Consider the following 15,280-nt stretch of genomic DNA (forward strand, 5'->3'; position numbering starts at 1 on the left):
GGGCCGACCCGGGGGAACGGGAGACAGACCTCGTGACGTGGTGCGCGTCGCCGACGGTGTCCGTCACCCGGGGATCACGCTCGCGCGACGGGGGTGGTGTCGCGGGGGATCCGGCTGGAACGGGTGCCGATCAGGCACACATTCGACAACGCATGACCGACATGGTCGGCATCATCGTGCCGACGGTCCCCACTGCCCCTGCGGAGGAGCACGCCTCGGAGAGGACGCGGGTGGACACGGTTGCAGTCATGTGACGAGTATCTGCGGTATACCAACGCGGTGTCAACCGTCCGCACGGACGGTGCGGTGAGCGCGACCGCACGGACGACAGGAGGCGCGGTGCCGACCGGCACCGCGCCTCCTGTCCGTGGGGTGGTCGCTACTCGGCCAGGCCGTAGAGCCGGTCGCCGGCGTCGCCGAGACCCGGGACGATGTAGCCGTTCTCGTCGAGCTTCTCGTCCAGCGCGCCGAGGACGATCGAGACGTTGCGGTCGCCGACGGCCTGCTCGACCATCGCGAGGCCCTCTGGCGCGCCGAGGATGCACACGCACGTGACCTCCTGCGCACCGCGGGCGAAGAGGAAGTCGATCGCAGCAGCCAGGGTGCCACCGGTGGCGAGCATCGGGTCGAGCACGAAGCACTGGCGCCCGGTCAGGTCGTCGGGCAGGCGCTCGGCGTAGGTCTGCGGCTCGAGGGTCTCCTCGTTGCGGGCCATGCCGAGGAAGCCGACCTCGGCCGTCGGGACGAGCTTGACCATGCCCTCGAGCATGCCGAGTCCGGCACGGAGGATCGGGACGACGAGCGGGCGCGGCTTGGCGATCGCGACGCCCATGGTGTGCGCGACCGGTGTGTCGATCGGCGTCGCCGTGACCCGGACGCCCCGCGTGGCCTCGTACGCGAGGAGCGTGACGAGCTCCTCGGTCAGGGCGCGGAACGTGGGGGAGGGCGTCGTACGGTCGCGGAGCACCGAGAGCTTGTGGGTGATGAGCGGGTGGTCGGCGACGTGGACTCGCATAGGGTCGAGCCTAGCGTGCCGTCGACCGTCAGGAGGTCCCGTGGAGGAGCCCGCAGCCCGCCCGTTCGTCCCGGCGATGGAGCGCGCGCTCGACGAGGCTCGACGGTGCCTGGAGACCGACGACGTGCCGGTCGGCGCCGTGGTGCTCGACCGCGACGGGGCCGTGGTCGCCACCGGCCGGAACGAGCGCGAGGCGCGGCAGGACCCGACCGCCCATGCCGAGGTCCTCGCACTGCGTGCTGCCGCGGCGGTGACGGGGGACTGGCACCTCGAGCAGCACACGCTCGTGGTGACGCTCGAACCGTGCCCGATGTGCGCCGGCGCGGTCATGGCCGCGCGGGTGCCCCGGGTCGTGTTCGGCGCGTGGGACCCGAAGGCCGGTGCCAGCGGCAGCGTCTACGACATCGCCAGGGACCGCCGGCTGCCGCACCGCTCCGAGGTCATCGGCGGGGTGCTCGAGGCGGCCTGCGCCGAGTTGCTCGACGACTTCTTCAGTCCGCGGCGAGGATGACGATCGCCTCGGTCGGCGGCTGCGGACCGGTGCGCAGGACGTCCGGCTCGACGTAGATCACCCGGGCGATCGGCACGGCGCTCCGGACCCGCTGCTCGACGGTGTCGATCCCCGCGGCGACGTCACCGAGCCGGCGGTCCCCGTCGACGGCGACCTTCACGCCGACCATGAGCTCGTCCGGCCCGAGGTACAGGGTCTTCAGGTGGATGATCGCGTCGACCTCGGGGCCGTCGAGCACCGCCTGCTTGATGCGCTCGACGTCGGCGGCTGTGGCGCCCTCGCCGACGAGCAGGCTCTTCGTCTCGATGCCGAGCACCACTGCGACGGCGATGAGCAGCGCCGCGATGAGCATGGTGCCGATCGCGTCGAACACCCCGTTGCCGGTGATCGCGGTCAGGCCGACGCCGAACAGGGCGAACACCAGGCCGAACAGGGCAGCGGTGTCCTCGAGCATCACGACGGGCAGCTCCGGGGCCTTCGCGCGCCGGACGAACTGCACCCAGCTCTGCGAGCCCTTCTGCGGCCGGGCTTCCTTCAGGGCGGTGCGGAGCGAGAAGCCCTCGAGCCCGATGGCGATGACGAGCACCACGAGGGGCAGCCACCAGTTCTCGAGCGGGTGCGGGTGGGCGAGCTTCTCGATGCCCTCGTAGAGCGAGAACACACCGCCGACCGAGAACAGGATGATCGAGACGACGAACGCGTACACGTAGCGTTCACGGCCGTAGCCGAAGGGGTGCTCTTGATCCGCGGCGCGTCGGGCCTTGCGGCCACCGAGCAGCAGCAGGAGCTGGTTCGCCGAGTCGGCCAGGGAGTGCACACCCTCGGCCAGCATCGACGCGGAGCCGCTGATCGCCGCGGCGATGAACTTCACGATCGCGATGCCGATGTTGGCACCGAGTGCGGCGAAGATCGCCTTCGTGCCTCCGGAAGCGCTCACAGCTGTCCCCTTCTCGTGGTCTGCGACACGATCCTAGGCGGGTGGCGTCGGTAGGGTCGGGAGCATGACGATCGACCTGCCCCGCACCGCCCTGCTCGGGGTCGGTTCCATGTCCGGCGCGGTCCTCGACGGCCTGCTCGCCGCGGGACTCGACCCGGCCACCGTGACCCTGACCACCAAGTCCGAGGCGTCCGCAGCGGCCCACCGTGAGCGCGGTCTCGACGCCACGGCGAGCGACACCGACCCGGACGCCAACCGGGCGGCGGTCCGCGGAGCCGCCCTCGTCGTGGTCGGCGTGAAGCCGTACATGATCGCGGACCTGCTCGACGAGGTCGCCGGTGTCCTGGAGCCCGGCTCCGTCCTGGTCAGCGTCGCCGTCGGCACCACCACCGCGAGCATGGAGGCACGGGTGCCCGCCGGTGTCCGGGTCGTCCGTGCCCTGCCGAACACCCCGATCGGCGTCGGCCACGGCGTCACCGGCATCAGCGCGGGTACTTCGGCCGACGCCGAGGCCGTCGCGCTGGCGTCGTCGGTGTTCACCGCCTCGGGCCAGGTCATCGAGGTGCCCGAGTCGCAACTCGACGCGCTGTCCGCGGTGTCCGGCTCCGGACCCGCCTACGTCTTCCTGCTGGTCGAACAGTGGCAGCGTGCCGCCGAGGAGCTCGGGTTCAGCCACGAACAGGCGGCGACGATGGTGCAGGGCACGGTCCGGGGCGCCGTCGAGTTGCTCGAGCGCTCCGGCCGCGAGCCCGCCGACCTGCGCCGTGCGGTCACCAGCCCGAAGGGCACGACGGAGCGTGCCGTCGCGGTGCTGCAGGACGCCGACCTTGCGGACACGCTGCTGCGCGCGTCGCGCGCCGCGATCGCACGTGCCGAGGAGATCGCCGCGTCGTAGCGCAGCGCCGGGGTGCGGTGCGGACGCTGCCCCTCCCTCGCAGGCTCGGTCGGCGCGGCCCGCGTGCCGCTGGCGCGGCACCGCTGAGCGGGCCGCGCTATTCGTACGCGGCGAAGCGCTCCAGGTCGCTCTCGGAACCCGAGACGATGATGACGTCGTCCTCGCCGATGACGCTGTCCGGCGTCGCCGGCACGAACGGGCTGCCGGGCGGCTTGATGCCGAGCACCGTCAGGCCGAAGCGGGTCCGGATGACCGTGGTGGCGAGGTCCTTGCCGCGGACCGCGCGCGGCGGGAACATCTTGACCACGGCAAAGTCGTCGTCGAACTCGATGAAGTCGAGCATCCGGCCGGAGACCAGGTGCGCCGTGCGCTCGCCGGCCTCACGCTCCGGGTAGACGACGTGGTTCGCGCCGATGCGGGACAGGATCGTGCCGTGCGACCGGCTGATGGCCTTCGCCCAGATCTGCGGGACGCCGAGGTCGACCAGGTTCGCCGTGATCAGGACGCTCGACTCCAGGTCACTACCGGTGCCGACGACGGCGATGGCGAAGTCCTGTGCGCCGATCTGGCGGAGCGCGTCGATGTCGGTGGCGTCCGCCTGCACCGCGTGGGTGACCCGGTCGGACCACTTCTGCACCAGCCCGGCGTCGGTGTCGACGACCAGCACCTCGCGGTCCTGGCGTTCGAGCTGGCCGGCGGTGGCGGCACCGAAGCGACCGAGCCCGATGACCAGGACGGGAGCGTCGTGACTGATGGCACCGTGCTGGTGCGACGAACGGGTGCGGTCAGCCAACGATCGGCCTCTCCTCGGGACGGCGGAACAGTTGCCGGCTCTGGCTGGCGGCCAGGGCAGCGGCGATGGTCACTGTACCGACCCGGCCGAGGAACATGGTGGCGGCGAGGACGTACTTGCCCGGTTCGGGCAGGTCCGCGGACACACCGGAGGACAGGCCACTGGTCGAGAACGCCGAGATCACCTCGAAGAGCACGCGGTCGAGCGAGTCGTCGGTGATCTGCAGGAGCACCACCGTCGCGACCGCCACGATCGTCGCGCCCCAGAGCACGATGGCCACCGCGACCCGCAGGACGTCGCTCGGGATCCGGCGGCCGAAGGCCTCCATGCTCTGACGACCGCGGGCCTCGGCGACGGCGGCCAGGAACAGCACCGCGAGGGTCGTGACCTTGATGCCACCGGCGGTCGAGGCGGACCCGCCGCCGATGAACATGAGCATGTCGGTGACGAGCAGGCTCGAGCCGTTGAGCTGGTCGAAGTCGACGAGCGAGAAGCCACCCGACCGGGTCATGGTCGACAGGAAGAGCGCCTGGAACGCGGTGCGCCCGGCGCCTTCCTCGCCGAAGGTCGTCGGGTTCGAGGCCTCGAGCGCGATGTAGACGGCCGCGCCGCCGAGGAGCAGGACCGCGCTCGTCGCCAGGGTGAGCTTGACGTGGATCGGCCAGCGGCGCGGGGTGCGCAGCTGCTTCGTCAGGGCACGGATCACCGGGAACCCGATGGACCCCGCCACGACCCCCACCATCAGGAGCGACAGGAACCAGTAGTCGTGGGCGAACGGGTCCAGGCCGTCGGCGTTGGGCGAGAACCCGGTGTTCGTGAAGGCCATGGCCGCGTAGTAGAAGGAGTCGCCGACCGCGGTCCAGAACGGGATGCCGGCGATGAGCACCGACGGCAGGAGCAGCAGCCCGAGGACGATCTCGATGGACAGCGTGCTCACCGCCACGGTCGCGAGCAGGGTGCCGACCTCGCCGAGCCGGACGGCCTGGCCCTCGGGCACGGCGCCGTGGTGGGTGCGGAGCGGGTTCGAGTCGCCGGCTGCCATCAGCTTGGCGCGCAGGCCGAGCTTGCGGGTGACGAACAAGCCGAGGATCGACGCGAAGGTCAGCACGCCGACGGCGCCGATCTGGGTGCCGATGACCACCAGGACCTTGCCGAACACCGACCAGTGCGTCGCCATGTCGACCGTGGACAACCCCGTGACGCAGACCACCGACGCGGCGGTGAACAGGGCGTCCGCGAAGTGGGTGCTGCTGCGGTCCGCCGTGGCCCACGGCGTCATGAAGAGCACCGTGAACAGGAAGATCAGCGCGATGAACACGACGATCGCCAGCCGGGACGGCGACGAGCGGAGCACCGTCGCGATCCGGCTCGCCCGTCGTCGGCCGACACCCACGTGGTGCGGGATCGGCTCGGTTCGGTCGAGCATGCGTATGCCTCCGAGGACATGGGCCGGGACGGTTCGTCATGGTACATCCGTGGCGCCCCGGCTAGCCTTGCCACCATGGCCGACATCTTCTCCGTCGTGGCGGACCCGACCCGGCGCGAGCTGCTCGGCACCCTGCTGTCCGCCTACGGTTCGGACGTCACCGGCGGGGAGCTCAGCGTCGGCCAGCTCGTCGAACGCCTCGGGGTCAGCCAGCCAACGGTGTCGAAGCACCTGCGTGTCCTGCGTGACATCGGTCTCGTCACCAGCCGTGAAGAAGGGCAGCACCGCTACTACCGACTCGACCCGGAGCCGCTCGTGCGCCTGGAGGAGTGGGTCCTGCCGTTCACGGGGGCGGTCGACGCCGACGGCACCCCGGCCACCACGGCGTGGACGCCGGACGGCCAGCCCGTGTCGATCCGCCGGAACGGTGCGGCCGGCAAGGCGACGGTGGAGGTCGGCACCGAACTCGGTCGCGTCATGGCGGAGGCGTCGTACCGGGCGACCGCCGCGATCTCCGGCGCGCAGCAGGGCTGGGAGCGCGTCGTCGACCGCAGCCGCAAGCGCTTCACCCGTCGGGGCGACGAGGACTGAGTCCCGTCACACCCGCCGGCGAGCACCTGGCGAGGGTCGGTGCGCGCTGCTCGGACTGATCCTGGACACCGGGTCGCACGCGCCTCTACAGTTGCCACTGACCACACAGGTCACACCACTGGCGTGCGCAGCGCGTGCGAGCCCCGAAGGCGGACCATGACCGGCAGTTTCGACGATGTGCGCTTCCTCACCGTCGCTGAGGTCGCCGAGATGATGCGCGTCTCGAAGATGACCGTCTACCGGATGGTGCACGCCGGGGAGCTCCCCGCGATCCGCTTCGGCCGCTCCTTCCGCGTCCCCGAGTCAGCCGTCGCCGACGTGCTGCGCGGTGGTGTGGCGGACGTCGGCTGAGCGCGCGTTCGACATCACAGCGGGCAGCCGGTAGACTCGGGCAGGTTGATTTTCCGCGGTCTCTTCGGCCCGGTGTCCGTACATCAGCATCAGTCCGAGCGAGGTCCACATGGGTTCTGTCATCAAGAAGCGTCGTAAGCGCATGGCGAAGAAGAAGCACCGCAAGCTCCTTCGCAAGACGCGTCACCAGCGACGCAACAAGAAGTAGATCCTCAACAGGTCTGCGCAGGTCGAAGGACCTGCACGAGAAGCCCCGGTTCGCCGGGGCTTTTGCGTTCCCGGGCTACGCTGGGACCATGCCCGCAGTGACGTTCCTGACGAAGCCCGGATGCCACCTGTGCGACGACGCCCGGCCCGTGGTCGAACGCGTCGTCGCCGACCACCCGGGGGTCACCCTGCAGGAACGCTCGATCCTCGACGACGACGCCCTCCGCCAGGAGTACGCGGAGGACATCCCCGTGGTGCTCATCGACGGGCGCGTCCACAGCAACTGGCACGTCGACGCCGACCGGCTCGCACGTGCCCTCGAGAAGGCCGGTTCCCCCGCATGATCTCCCACGTCGTCGCCTGGACCCTGCGCGAGGACCTCGACCGCGCCGCGTCCATCGCCCGGATCCGTGAGCTCCTGACCGGCCTCACCGGCACCATCGGGTCGATCCGTTCGCTCGAGGTCGTCGAGAACGTCGCCTACCCGGAGAAGAACAGCGACGTCGCGGTCGTCGCCACCTTCGACGACCTCGCCGGACTCGACGAGTACCAGGTGCATCCGGCGCACCAGGCCGCGGCAGCCGAGATCCGCGACCTGGTCACCGCGCGGGCCGCCATCGACTGGCAGAGCTGAGCCGGGCCTCCCGTCCCGCCCCGGCGCTTCGTGCGTTGCGTGCGTCCAGTGAGCAGAAGAGGTCGCCTCCGATTTCCGGAGGCGACCTCTTCTGCTCACTCGCTGGTGACTACGGGGTCAGGCGCGTCGGGCCACGGAACAGGTACGTGACCTCGCGGATCGACGGCTCACCGAGCATCAGCATCAGCACGCGCGCGAGGCCCATGCCGAAGCCGCCGTGCGGCGGGACGCCGTAGCGGAAGAAGTCGAGGTACCAGCCGAGCTCCTCCGGGTCGAGACCCTTCTCGACGGCCTGCGCCTCGAGCACGTCGACACGGTGCTCGCGCTGGGCACCCGTGGAGATCTCGGCGCCGTTGAAGATGAGGTCGTAGCTGTTGGTGACCGACGGGTCGCCGGGCTTCCGCATGTGGTAGTACGGCCGGATCGAGGCGTCGTACTCCGTGACGAAGACGAACTCGGAGCCGTGGTGCTCCTTCGCCCAGGCGGCGACGCGGCGCTCGCCCTCGGGGTCCAGGTCGCCGTCGGCGCGGACGACGTCGTAGCCGCTGTCGGCGACGATCTTGCGCGCGTCGGCCAGGGTCACGCGGGGGAACGGCGTCGCGGGGACCTGCAGCTCGAAGCCGAAGACCTCTTCGATGTCCTTGCCGTACTTCTCCTTGACGGCGGTGATGCCGGCGACCAGGACCGCTTCGTGCATCGCCATGACGTCCTCGTGGGACTCGATCCACGAGAACTCGGCGTCGACGCTGGTGAACTCGGTGGCGTGACGGCTCGTGAACGAGGGGTCGGCGCGGAAGGCGTCGGCGATCTCGAACACGGCACCGAAGCCGGCCGGCTGCGCCATCTGCTTGAAGTTCTGCGGCGACTGGGCCAGGTAGGCGGTGGTCTCGAAGTACTCGAGCTGGAACAGTTCGGCGCGCGACTCGGACGCCGACGCCATCAGCTTCGGGGTGTGGATCTCGATGTAGTCGCGGTCGACCCAGTACGTGCGGAACGCGTGCTCGAGCGTCGTCTGGATGCGGAAGATCAGGTTCTGCTTGCGGTTGCGCAGGTCGAGGAAGCGCCAGTCGAGACGCTTGTCGAGCGACGAGTCGTCGGCGATCGGGGTCTCCGGGATCGCGGCGCTCACCACCTGCAGCGCACCGATCTTGACCTCGAGCCCGCCGAGCTTCACGCGCTCGTCGTGCTTCAGCGTGCCGGTGACGTGCACGAAGGTGCCGTGCGCCAGGCCGGAGATCTCGTTGGTGGTCGCGAGCGCGGACTGTGCGGCGTCGTCGCCGTCCTCGGCCTCGCGCGTCGCCGGGTTCACGAGCTGGACGGCGCCGGTCTCGTCGCGCAGCACGACGAACTGCACCTTCTTCTGGTCTCGGACGGTCTCGACCCATCCGGCCACGGAGACGGGACCGTCGGGGAGGGCTGCCAGGTCGGCGATGCGGGTGCGTTCGATCACGGTGGTCGAGTCTAACCGCCTGCGTCCGGGGGCGTGGGCGGCAGCGCTCCTCCCTCCACAGGGCCGCCCGCGTCCGGCGTTCTCCACCGATGGCCGGGAGGCCCGTGGCGGCGTGCGAGGACTCCCTAGCGTTGTCGACGTGGCCGGGTCGCGGGACGAGAGGGGGACCGGGTGGGGACGGGGACGGGGGAGCTCGCGACCTGGCCGCCTGCGGCGGTCAAGGTGGTGGTGGCGGCGCTCTGCACTGCGGCGTTCACACTGCTCGCGGCGTTCGTCGGTGGGCTGTGGGCGGTCATCCGGTGGCGGCGGGACGTCGGGCGGGAGCAACGGGACCGCTACTGGGCGCGGTTGACCGTGGTGTTCGACCTGATCACCGCGGCCGAGGTCGGGCGTCGCGAGATCGGCCGGAATCTGGCGCAGGCGATGTACGACATGCAGAAAGTCCCCGCCGGAGAAGAACCCGCTGCAAGGGTGTTGGCGGAACTGTTCATCGAGAAGAGGAGACAGTGATGACGACTCGTCTGCGCCGTGCCTGGCGAGAGCTGGTGCGGAAGGAGGACACGGTTCCCGTGGAGCGGCCGTACATCGGTCCTGCGCCGGGCGAGAGCCCGTGGGACTGGGCGCAACGCGGGGCGATCGACTGGCAGCTCCATGTCGAAGAAGGGGAGCTGAAGCTCGAACTCGAGCGGCAGCGCATGCGTGCCAGGGTGCTCGCCGAAGACGGCGCGACGTCAGGGGAGCGAAGCGCGGAGTGACCCGAGGGTGCCGATGAACTCCTCGGCCATGCCGGCGCGCTCGACGAGCTTCGCGTGGCGGGTGCGGGCGTCGTCCAGGTACGCATCGAGACGTGCAGCCAGCGCGGGTTCGTCCTCGGGGTCCTTCGCCGCGAGGGCGTCGACCACACGGAGCAGCTCGGCCATCTCGTCGAGCGTGAACCCGAGCGGCTTCATCCGGCGGATCACGAGCAGTCGTTCCAGGTCCTGCGTGGTGTACACCCGGAACCCGCCGGTGGTGCGGCCGCTCGGCACGAGCAGCCCGACCTCGTCGTAGTGCCGGATCGTGCGCAGGGACATGCCGGCGCGGTCGGCGAGTTCGCCGATGTGCATCGTGTCGGGGACGTCGCTGGTGCTCACGGAGCGCGACTCTACCCTCACGTGAAGGTAGAGTTCCGAACGATGTCCGTGATCACACACGCGCCGACGGCCCCGAGCGTCCTCGCCGCCCTCCGCTCGCCCCGCATGCTCACCCGGGAGGTCCTGGCCGGCATCGTCACCGCGCTGGCCCTCATCCCCGAGGCGATCTCGTTCTCCGTCGTCGCCGGCGTCGATCCCGCGGTCGGCCTCTTCTCGAGCGTCATCATCGCGATCGTGATCTCGATCGTGGGCGGTCGACCCGCCATGGTGTCCGCCGCCGCCGGTTCGGTGGCGCTCGTCATCGCGCCGCTCGTCCGACAGCACGGGATCGAGTACCTGGTGCCCGCGATCGTCCTGGGCGGTGTGTTCCAGCTCCTGCTCGGGTTCCTCGGGGTGGCGCGGCTGATGCGCTTCATCCCGCGCAGCGTCAACGTCGCGTTCGTGAACGCCCTGGCCATCCTCATCTTCACCGCCCAGCTGCCGAACCTGCTCGGCGACGACGTCCCGTTCATCGTCTGGCCGCTGACGGCACTCGGCATCGCGATCATCGTCGGGTTCCCGTTCCTGACGAAGGCGATCCCCGCGCCGCTCATCGCGGTGGTCGTCATCACCGGCATCACGATGGTGTTCAGCGTGGCCGTGCCGACGGTCGGCGACGAGGGGGCACTGCCGACGGCACTCCCCGGCTTCAACGGCATCGTGACGCCGTTCAGCTTCGAGACCCTGCAGATCATCGCGCCCTACGCGTTCGGCGTCGCGATCGTCGGCCTGATCGAGACGCTGCTCACCGCGCAGCTCGTCGACTCCATCACCGAGACCGGGTCGAGCAAGTGGCGCGAGTCGTGGGGCCAGGGCGTCGCGAACATCGCGTCGGCGTTCTTCGGGGGGACCGGTGGGTGTGCGATGATCGGCCAGACGGTGATCAACGTGAAGACCGCGGGCGCCCGGACGCGCATCTCGACCTTCACTGCCGGCGTCTCGGTGCTCGTCCTGACGATCGTGCTCCACGACCTCGTCGCCCAGATCCCGATGGCGGCCCTGACGGCGGTCATGCTCATGGTCTGCGTCGCGACCTTCGACTGGCACAGCATCCGGCCGCGCACCCTGCGGCGGATGCCGCTCGGTGAGACCGCGGTCATGCTCATCACCGTCGTGGTGGTCGTCGTGACCGAGAACCTCGCCACCGGGGTGCTCGTCGGTGTGGTCGTGGCGGCCCTGGTCTTCGCCCGACGGGTGGCGCACGTGGTGACCGTGGTGCGCGAGCCGGTCGACGACCGCACCGTGCGGTACCGGGTCCGCGGGGCGCTGTTCTTCGCCTCGTCGAACGACCTCGTCACGCGGTTCTCCTACGCAGAGGACCCGGAGCACATCATCATCGACATGGCCGACGCCCACGTGTTCGACGCGTCCACGGTCGCGGCGCTCGACGGTGTCGAACAGCGGTTCGCCAAGCACGGCTCGACGGTCGAGGTGGTGAACCTCAACACGGGGTCGATCGCGCTGCACGGACGGCTGTCCGGAGAGCTCGGCGGCTGAGTGCTTCCGCATCCGGTGAATCTCCTGAGGGGGCGGTGGGAACCGCGGGCGACCTACACTGGAACCCATGCCCGCGACCCGTCTCCACCTCGTCCGGCACGGAGAGGTGCACAACCCGGGCCGCGTCCTCTACGGCCGGCTCCCGGGCTTCGGGCTGAGTGACCTCGGCGCGCAGATGGCCGAGGCCTCAGCGACCGCCTGGAAGGACGCTGGCATCGACGTCCGTCGGGTCGTCGCGTCCCCGCTGCAGCGCACGCAGGAGTCCGCCGCGCCCTGGTCGGCGGCCTACGGGCTCGACGTGACGCTCGACGAGCGGCTGATCGAGCCGACCAACCGCTACGAGGGGCAGCCCCCCGGGTTCACGAAGCGCTCGCTCGGCCGTCCGGCGGAGTGGCCGTGGATTGCGAACCCCCTGCGCCCCAGCTGGGGCGAGGCGTACGAGTCGATCGCGAACCGCATGCTCGCGGCGATGACCACGGCGTGGGAGAGCGTCGACGAGGGCGACGTCGTCCTGGTCAGCCACCAGCTGCCGATCTGGATGGTCCACCGGAAGCTCGCGGGGGAGCCCCTGTGGCACGACCCGCGCAAGCGTCGCTGCGACCTGTCGAGCATCACCACCGTCGAGCGTGTGCCCGCCACGTCGAGCGGTCGGTTCACCGAGGTCGGGTACGCGGACCCCGCGCAGGAACTGCGCGCGACCGCCGTCGACGAAGGAGCAGTGTGAAGACCACGACCAGCAGGAAGCGCATCGCGACGATCGCGGCGACGGTCGTCGTGGCCGCCCTCGCCCTGGCGGGGTGCTCGACGGACAACAGCGACCTCGCGAAGCAGTACGGCAACGGCACGACCCAGAACTACATCTCCGGTGACGGCGCGGTGACCGAGGTCTCCGCGAAGGACCGCACCGACCCGGTGACCTTCCGGGCCGAGGACTCGAACGGCGACACCGTCTCGTCGAAGGACCTCCGGGGCAAGGTCGTCGTCCTGAACTTCTGGTACGCCAGCTGCCCGCCCTGCCGTGCCGAGGCGAAGTACCTCAACGAGGTGCACGACGAGTACGCCGACTCGGACGACGTCGCGTTCATCGGCGTCAACGTCCGCGACGAAGCAGCGACCGCGGCCGCCTTCGAGCGCACCTTCGACGTGCAGTACCCGACCGTCCTCGACCAGCGCACGGGCACGATGCAGCTCGCGATGTCCGGGCAGATCGCGCCGAACGCGGTGCCTGCGACGATCGTCCTCGACACCAAGGGGCGCGTCGCTGCCCGCGTCCTCGGTGCGGTCGACGGCACGGGCATCCTGAAGACCCTGGTCAGCGACGAGCTCGACGCCGGCAAGGCCTCCTGACCCGTGGCCTCCAACCCCTTCGCCGACGCGATCCTGAGCGGCCAGATGGCCGTGGCGCTGCCCGTGGCGGCGCTCGCCGGGCTCGTGTCGTTCCTGTCCCCGTGCGTGCTGCCGCTCGTGCCGGGGTACCTCGGGTACGTTGGCGGTGTCGCCGAGGGCGGGCAGCGTCGGGGTCGTGTGGTGCTCGGTGTGCTGCTGTTCATCGTCGGGTTCACCGCGGTGTTCGTGGCGTACACGACGGTGTTCGGGGCACTCGGCTTCTGGCTCGTCCGCTGGCGTGACCTCATCACGCAGGTCCTCGGGGTCGTCGTCATCGCGATGGGCCTGGTGTTCGTCGGACGGTTCACGTTCCTGCAGCGCACCATCAAGCCCAGCTGGACCCCCGCGACGGGGCTGCTGGGCGCACCGCTGCTCGGCATCGTGTTCGGCCTCGGCTGGACGCCGTGCCTCGGCCCGACCCTCGCGGCCATCAACCTGCTCAGCGTGCAGTCGGGCAGTGCCTGGCAGGGCATGTGGCTCGGTGTGGCGTACTGCCTCGGGCTCGGCATCCCGTTCGTCCTCGTCGCGCTCGGCGCCGGCTGGGCCACGGGAGCCATCTCGGCGGTGAAGCGTCACATGCGCACCGTCAACATCATCGGAGGAGCGATCCTGATCGTCATCGGTCTGCTCATGGTCACCGGAATCTGGTCGGCCGTCATGTCGAGCGTCGGGGCGGTGATCCAGAGCTTTGTCCCCGCGGTCTGACCCGAACGAGCACATCCCGACGGGTGCAGGCGACGGAGCCGACACCGCTTCGGACCCGCAGCGACCGTCCGACCACGTCGACGGCTCCGGCCCCACCGACGGCGGCGTCAACCAGCCGAAGCTCGGCTTCGTCGGGTACCTCCGGTTCTTCTGGCGGCAGCTGACGAGCATGCGCACGGCGCTGTTCCTGCTCATGCTGCTGGCCCTCGCGGCGATCCCGGGTTCGCTCGTGCCGCAGCGCACCGCCGACCCGAACGGCGTCGTGCAGTACAAGGCGGACCACCCGCAGCTCTTCCCGGTCCTCGACAAGCTCCAGGTCTTCGACACCTACACCTCGGTGTGGTTCTCGGCGATCTACCTGCTGCTCTTCGTCTCGCTCATCGGCTGCATCGTGCCCCGCACGAAGCACCACTGGCAGGCCCTGCGCACCCGTCCGCCGAAGACGCCCGCGCGTCTGACGCGACTGGCGGGATTCCGCACCGTGGCGGTGCAACCGGACGCGATGATCGACGGCACCACCGGGATCGACCCGGCCACGGGCCTCCCGTCCGCCGAGCACGCGGTGACGCGCGCGATGGCGATCCTGAAGCGGTCCGGGTACCGCGTCGAGCGGTTCGGTGACTCGGTGAGCGCGGAGCGCGGCTACCTGCGCGAGACCGGCAACCTGGTGTTCCACTCGGCCCTCGTCGGGGTGCTCCTGGCGGTCGGTGTCGGCGGTGGCTTCGGCTTCACCGGTCAGCGTCTGCTGGTCGAGGGCCAGACGTTCTCCAACGTGCTCGGCTCGTACGACTCGTTCAACCCCGGGCGCTGGTTCCAGCAGACCGACCTCAAGGGCTACAACCTGACCCTCGACAAGTTCGTGACGAAGTACGAGGAGCGGAACCTCGACGCCCTCGGTCAGGCGCTCGACTACTCGGCCACCGTCACGAGCACCGAGAAGGGCGGCGAGCCGAAGACCAGCCGTCTCGGCGTGAACGACCCGCTGCACGTGGGTGGCACCAACGTCTACCTGCTCGGCAACGGCTACGCGATGCAGGTCACGGTGCGCGACGGCGACGGCAACGTGGCGTTCAAGGACGTCGTGCCGTTCCTGCCGCAGGACGCGAACTACACCTCGCTCGGCGTGATCAAGGCCCCGGACGCCAAGCCGGACCAGCTCGGGATCCGCGGGTTCTTCTACCCCACCGCGGTGAAGAACGCGAGCGGCGCCTACACGTCCTCGTACCCGGACACCGAGAACCCGCTCCTGACGCTGCAGGTCTACACCGGTGACCTCGGCCTCGACGACGGCGTGCCGCAGAGCGTGTACACGCTCAACACCGGCGGCCTGAAGCAGATCGCCGGCACCGACGCATCGACGGCGAGCCTCGCGCTGAAGCCGGGGCAGACGAAGAAGCTCCCGGACGGTGCCGGATCGATCACGTTCGACGGCGTCAAGCGGTACGTCTCCCTCGACGTGCACCACGACCCGTCGCAGCTGTGGGTGGGCGGGTTCGCCCTGCTCTCCACCCTCGGTCTGCTCACCTCGCTGTTCGTCCCGCGCCGTCGCGTCTGGGTGAAGGTCGTCCCGCGCAAGGACACGCAGGGCGGCGAGTACGACCTCGAGTACGCCGGCCTCGCACGCGGCGAGGACCCGAACCTCGAACGGGCCGTCGCGGACATCGCACAGCGCCACACGTCGGACCTCGGAGTTAGGATGCCCCAGTGAAC

The 15,280-nt window shown here is 70.1% G+C and carries 20 protein-coding genes; 14 read left to right on the top strand and 6 right to left on the bottom strand.

The genetic code is table 11. The annotated features are described in order from the left end of the window. Positions 1–379 precede the first annotated feature (379 nt). Positions 380–1,015: a uracil phosphoribosyltransferase gene (upp, locus tag ASF75_RS08830; protein WP_017888572.1), complete on the bottom strand. Its 636-nt coding sequence runs from the start codon at positions 1,013–1,015 to the stop codon at positions 380–382. Positions 1,016–1,091: 76 nt separating this feature from the next. Here upp and ASF75_RS08835 point away from each other — a divergent pair, with 76 nt between their 5' ends. Then, positions 1,092–1,526, top strand: coding sequence for a nucleoside deaminase (locus ASF75_RS08835; protein ID WP_031260478.1), 435 nt, complete (start codon positions 1,092–1,094; stop codon positions 1,524–1,526). Here the strand turns inward: ASF75_RS08835 and ASF75_RS08840 are convergent. Further along, positions 1,507–2,463 carry a cation diffusion facilitator family transporter gene (locus ASF75_RS08840; protein ID WP_017888574.1) on the bottom strand — a complete coding sequence of 319 codons (957 nt, stop codon included), beginning with the start codon at positions 2,461–2,463 and terminating at the stop codon, positions 1,507–1,509. The genes ASF75_RS08835 and ASF75_RS08840 overlap by 20 nt on opposite strands. A gap of 64 nt (positions 2,464–2,527) precedes the next feature. Here ASF75_RS08840 and proC point away from each other — a divergent pair, with 64 nt between their 5' ends. Further along, positions 2,528–3,358 (top strand): pyrroline-5-carboxylate reductase, encoded by an 831-nt coding sequence (gene proC, locus ASF75_RS08845; protein WP_056070627.1) that lies wholly within the window; start codon positions 2,528–2,530, stop codon positions 3,356–3,358. Between the two features lie 97 nt (positions 3,359–3,455). Here proC and ASF75_RS08850 read toward each other — a convergent pair whose 3' ends face one another. Next, the gene (locus tag ASF75_RS08850; protein ID WP_017888576.1) at positions 3,456–4,151 is read right to left on the bottom strand and encodes a potassium channel family protein; all 696 of its coding nucleotides are present in this window, start codon (positions 4,149–4,151) and stop codon (positions 3,456–3,458) included. Then, complete coding sequence (locus tag ASF75_RS08855; protein WP_017888577.1) at positions 4,144–5,577, bottom strand: TrkH family potassium uptake protein; 1,434 nt, start codon at positions 5,575–5,577, stop codon at positions 4,144–4,146. The genes ASF75_RS08850 and ASF75_RS08855 overlap by 8 nt, the downstream gene beginning before the upstream one ends. Positions 5,578–5,652: 75 nt before the next feature. Between ASF75_RS08855 and ASF75_RS08860 the strand changes: the two genes are divergently transcribed. The 5 genes from ASF75_RS08860 (at position 5,653) to ASF75_RS08875 (ending at position 7,360) form a co-directional block, all read left to right on the top strand. Then, positions 5,653–6,168, top strand: a complete 516-nt coding sequence (locus ASF75_RS08860) for an ArsR/SmtB family transcription factor (RefSeq protein ID WP_017888578.1) — start codon at positions 5,653–5,655, stop codon at positions 6,166–6,168. Positions 6,169–6,324: 156 nt separating this feature from the next. Then, positions 6,325–6,519, top strand: a complete 195-nt coding sequence (locus ASF75_RS08865; protein WP_017888579.1) for a helix-turn-helix domain-containing protein — start codon at positions 6,325–6,327, stop codon at positions 6,517–6,519. A 109-nt stretch (positions 6,520–6,628) separates the two neighbouring features. Next, positions 6,629–6,727, top strand: coding sequence for a 30S ribosomal protein bS22 (locus ASF75_RS17330; protein ID WP_003792170.1), 99 nt, complete (start codon positions 6,629–6,631; stop codon positions 6,725–6,727). Between the two features lie 88 nt (positions 6,728–6,815). Then, positions 6,816–7,070: a glutaredoxin family protein gene (locus ASF75_RS08870; protein WP_042538082.1), complete on the top strand. Its 255-nt coding sequence runs from the start codon at positions 6,816–6,818 to the stop codon at positions 7,068–7,070. Continuing rightward, positions 7,067–7,360: a Dabb family protein gene (locus tag ASF75_RS08875; protein ID WP_017888581.1), complete on the top strand. Its 294-nt coding sequence runs from the start codon at positions 7,067–7,069 to the stop codon at positions 7,358–7,360. The genes ASF75_RS08870 and ASF75_RS08875 overlap by 4 nt, the downstream gene beginning before the upstream one ends. Before the next feature lie 109 nt (positions 7,361–7,469). Here the strand turns inward: ASF75_RS08875 and aspS are convergent, their stop codons facing one another. Beyond that, the gene (gene aspS / locus ASF75_RS08880; RefSeq protein WP_017888582.1) at positions 7,470–8,810 is read right to left on the bottom strand and encodes an aspartate--tRNA(Asn) ligase; all 1,341 of its coding nucleotides are present in this window, start codon (positions 8,808–8,810) and stop codon (positions 7,470–7,472) included. Between the two features lie 171 nt (positions 8,811–8,981). On the opposite strand from aspS, the gene ASF75_RS08885 reads away from it, so the two are divergent. Then, a complete protein-coding gene (locus ASF75_RS08885) occupies positions 8,982–9,320 on the top strand; it encodes a hypothetical protein (RefSeq protein WP_056070628.1) in 339 nt (112 codons plus the stop codon). Continuing rightward, on the top strand, positions 9,320–9,565 hold the full coding sequence (locus ASF75_RS08890) for a hypothetical protein (RefSeq protein WP_139179824.1): 246 nt from the start codon (positions 9,320–9,322) through the stop codon (positions 9,563–9,565). Before ASF75_RS08885 ends, ASF75_RS08890 begins: the two co-directional genes overlap by 1 nt. Here ASF75_RS08890 and ASF75_RS08895 read toward each other — a convergent pair. Continuing rightward, on the bottom strand, positions 9,542–9,943 hold the full coding sequence (locus ASF75_RS08895; protein ID WP_414835789.1) for a MerR family transcriptional regulator: 402 nt from the start codon (positions 9,941–9,943) through the stop codon (positions 9,542–9,544). The genes ASF75_RS08890 and ASF75_RS08895 overlap by 24 nt on opposite strands. A gap of 42 nt (positions 9,944–9,985) precedes the next feature. Here ASF75_RS08895 and ASF75_RS08900 point away from each other — a divergent pair, with 42 nt between their 5' ends. From ASF75_RS08900 to ASF75_RS08920, 5 genes are all read left to right on the top strand, one after another. Continuing rightward, the gene (locus ASF75_RS08900; protein WP_017888586.1) at positions 9,986–11,479 is read left to right on the top strand and encodes a SulP family inorganic anion transporter; all 1,494 of its coding nucleotides are present in this window, start codon (positions 9,986–9,988) and stop codon (positions 11,477–11,479) included. Between the two features lie 67 nt (positions 11,480–11,546). After that, a complete protein-coding gene (locus ASF75_RS08905; protein WP_017888587.1) occupies positions 11,547–12,203 on the top strand; it encodes a histidine phosphatase family protein in 657 nt (218 codons plus the stop codon). Continuing rightward, a complete protein-coding gene (locus tag ASF75_RS08910; RefSeq protein ID WP_017888588.1) occupies positions 12,200–12,826 on the top strand; it encodes a TlpA family protein disulfide reductase in 627 nt (208 codons plus the stop codon). Before ASF75_RS08905 ends, ASF75_RS08910 begins: the two co-directional genes overlap by 4 nt. 45 nt (positions 12,827–12,871) lie before the next feature. Continuing rightward, positions 12,872–13,570: a cytochrome c biogenesis CcdA family protein gene (locus ASF75_RS08915; RefSeq protein ID WP_042538234.1), complete on the top strand. Its 699-nt coding sequence runs from the start codon at positions 12,872–12,874 to the stop codon at positions 13,568–13,570. Then, positions 13,554–15,278, top strand: coding sequence for a cytochrome c biogenesis protein ResB (locus ASF75_RS08920; RefSeq protein ID WP_235517590.1), 1,725 nt, complete (start codon positions 13,554–13,556; stop codon positions 15,276–15,278). The genes ASF75_RS08915 and ASF75_RS08920 overlap by 17 nt, the downstream gene beginning before the upstream one ends. Positions 15,279–15,280 lie beyond the last annotated feature (2 nt).

Source organism: Curtobacterium sp. Leaf154 (assembly GCF_001424595.1).
GTDB classification, from domain to species: Bacteria; Actinomycetota; Actinomycetes; order Actinomycetales; family Microbacteriaceae; genus Curtobacterium; species Curtobacterium poinsettiae.

Coding starts and splice junctions, on each gene's coding strand:
- upp (WP_017888572.1), bottom strand. CDS start 1,015: ATGCGAGTCCACGTCGCCGACCACCCGCTCATCACCCACAAGCTCTCG.
- ASF75_RS08835 (WP_031260478.1), top strand. CDS start 1,092: ATGGAGCGCGCGCTCGACGAGGCTCGACGGTGCCTGGAGACCGACGAC.
- proC (WP_056070627.1), top strand. CDS start 2,528: ATGACGATCGACCTGCCCCGCACCGCCCTGCTCGGGGTCGGTTCCATG.
- ASF75_RS08855 (WP_017888577.1), bottom strand. CDS start 5,577: ATGCTCGACCGAACCGAGCCGATCCCGCACCACGTGGGTGTCGGCCGA.
- ASF75_RS08860 (WP_017888578.1), top strand. CDS start 5,653: ATGGCCGACATCTTCTCCGTCGTGGCGGACCCGACCCGGCGCGAGCTG.
- ASF75_RS08865 (WP_017888579.1), top strand. CDS start 6,325: ATGACCGGCAGTTTCGACGATGTGCGCTTCCTCACCGTCGCTGAGGTC.
- ASF75_RS17330 (WP_003792170.1), top strand. CDS start 6,629: ATGGGTTCTGTCATCAAGAAGCGTCGTAAGCGCATGGCGAAGAAGAAG.
- ASF75_RS08870 (WP_042538082.1), top strand. CDS start 6,816: ATGCCCGCAGTGACGTTCCTGACGAAGCCCGGATGCCACCTGTGCGAC.
- ASF75_RS08875 (WP_017888581.1), top strand. CDS start 7,067: ATGATCTCCCACGTCGTCGCCTGGACCCTGCGCGAGGACCTCGACCGC.
- ASF75_RS08890 (WP_139179824.1), top strand. CDS start 9,320: ATGACGACTCGTCTGCGCCGTGCCTGGCGAGAGCTGGTGCGGAAGGAG.
- ASF75_RS08900 (WP_017888586.1), top strand. CDS start 9,986: ATGTCCGTGATCACACACGCGCCGACGGCCCCGAGCGTCCTCGCCGCC.
- ASF75_RS08905 (WP_017888587.1), top strand. CDS start 11,547: ATGCCCGCGACCCGTCTCCACCTCGTCCGGCACGGAGAGGTGCACAAC.
- ASF75_RS08915 (WP_042538234.1), top strand. CDS start 12,872: ATGGCCGTGGCGCTGCCCGTGGCGGCGCTCGCCGGGCTCGTGTCGTTC.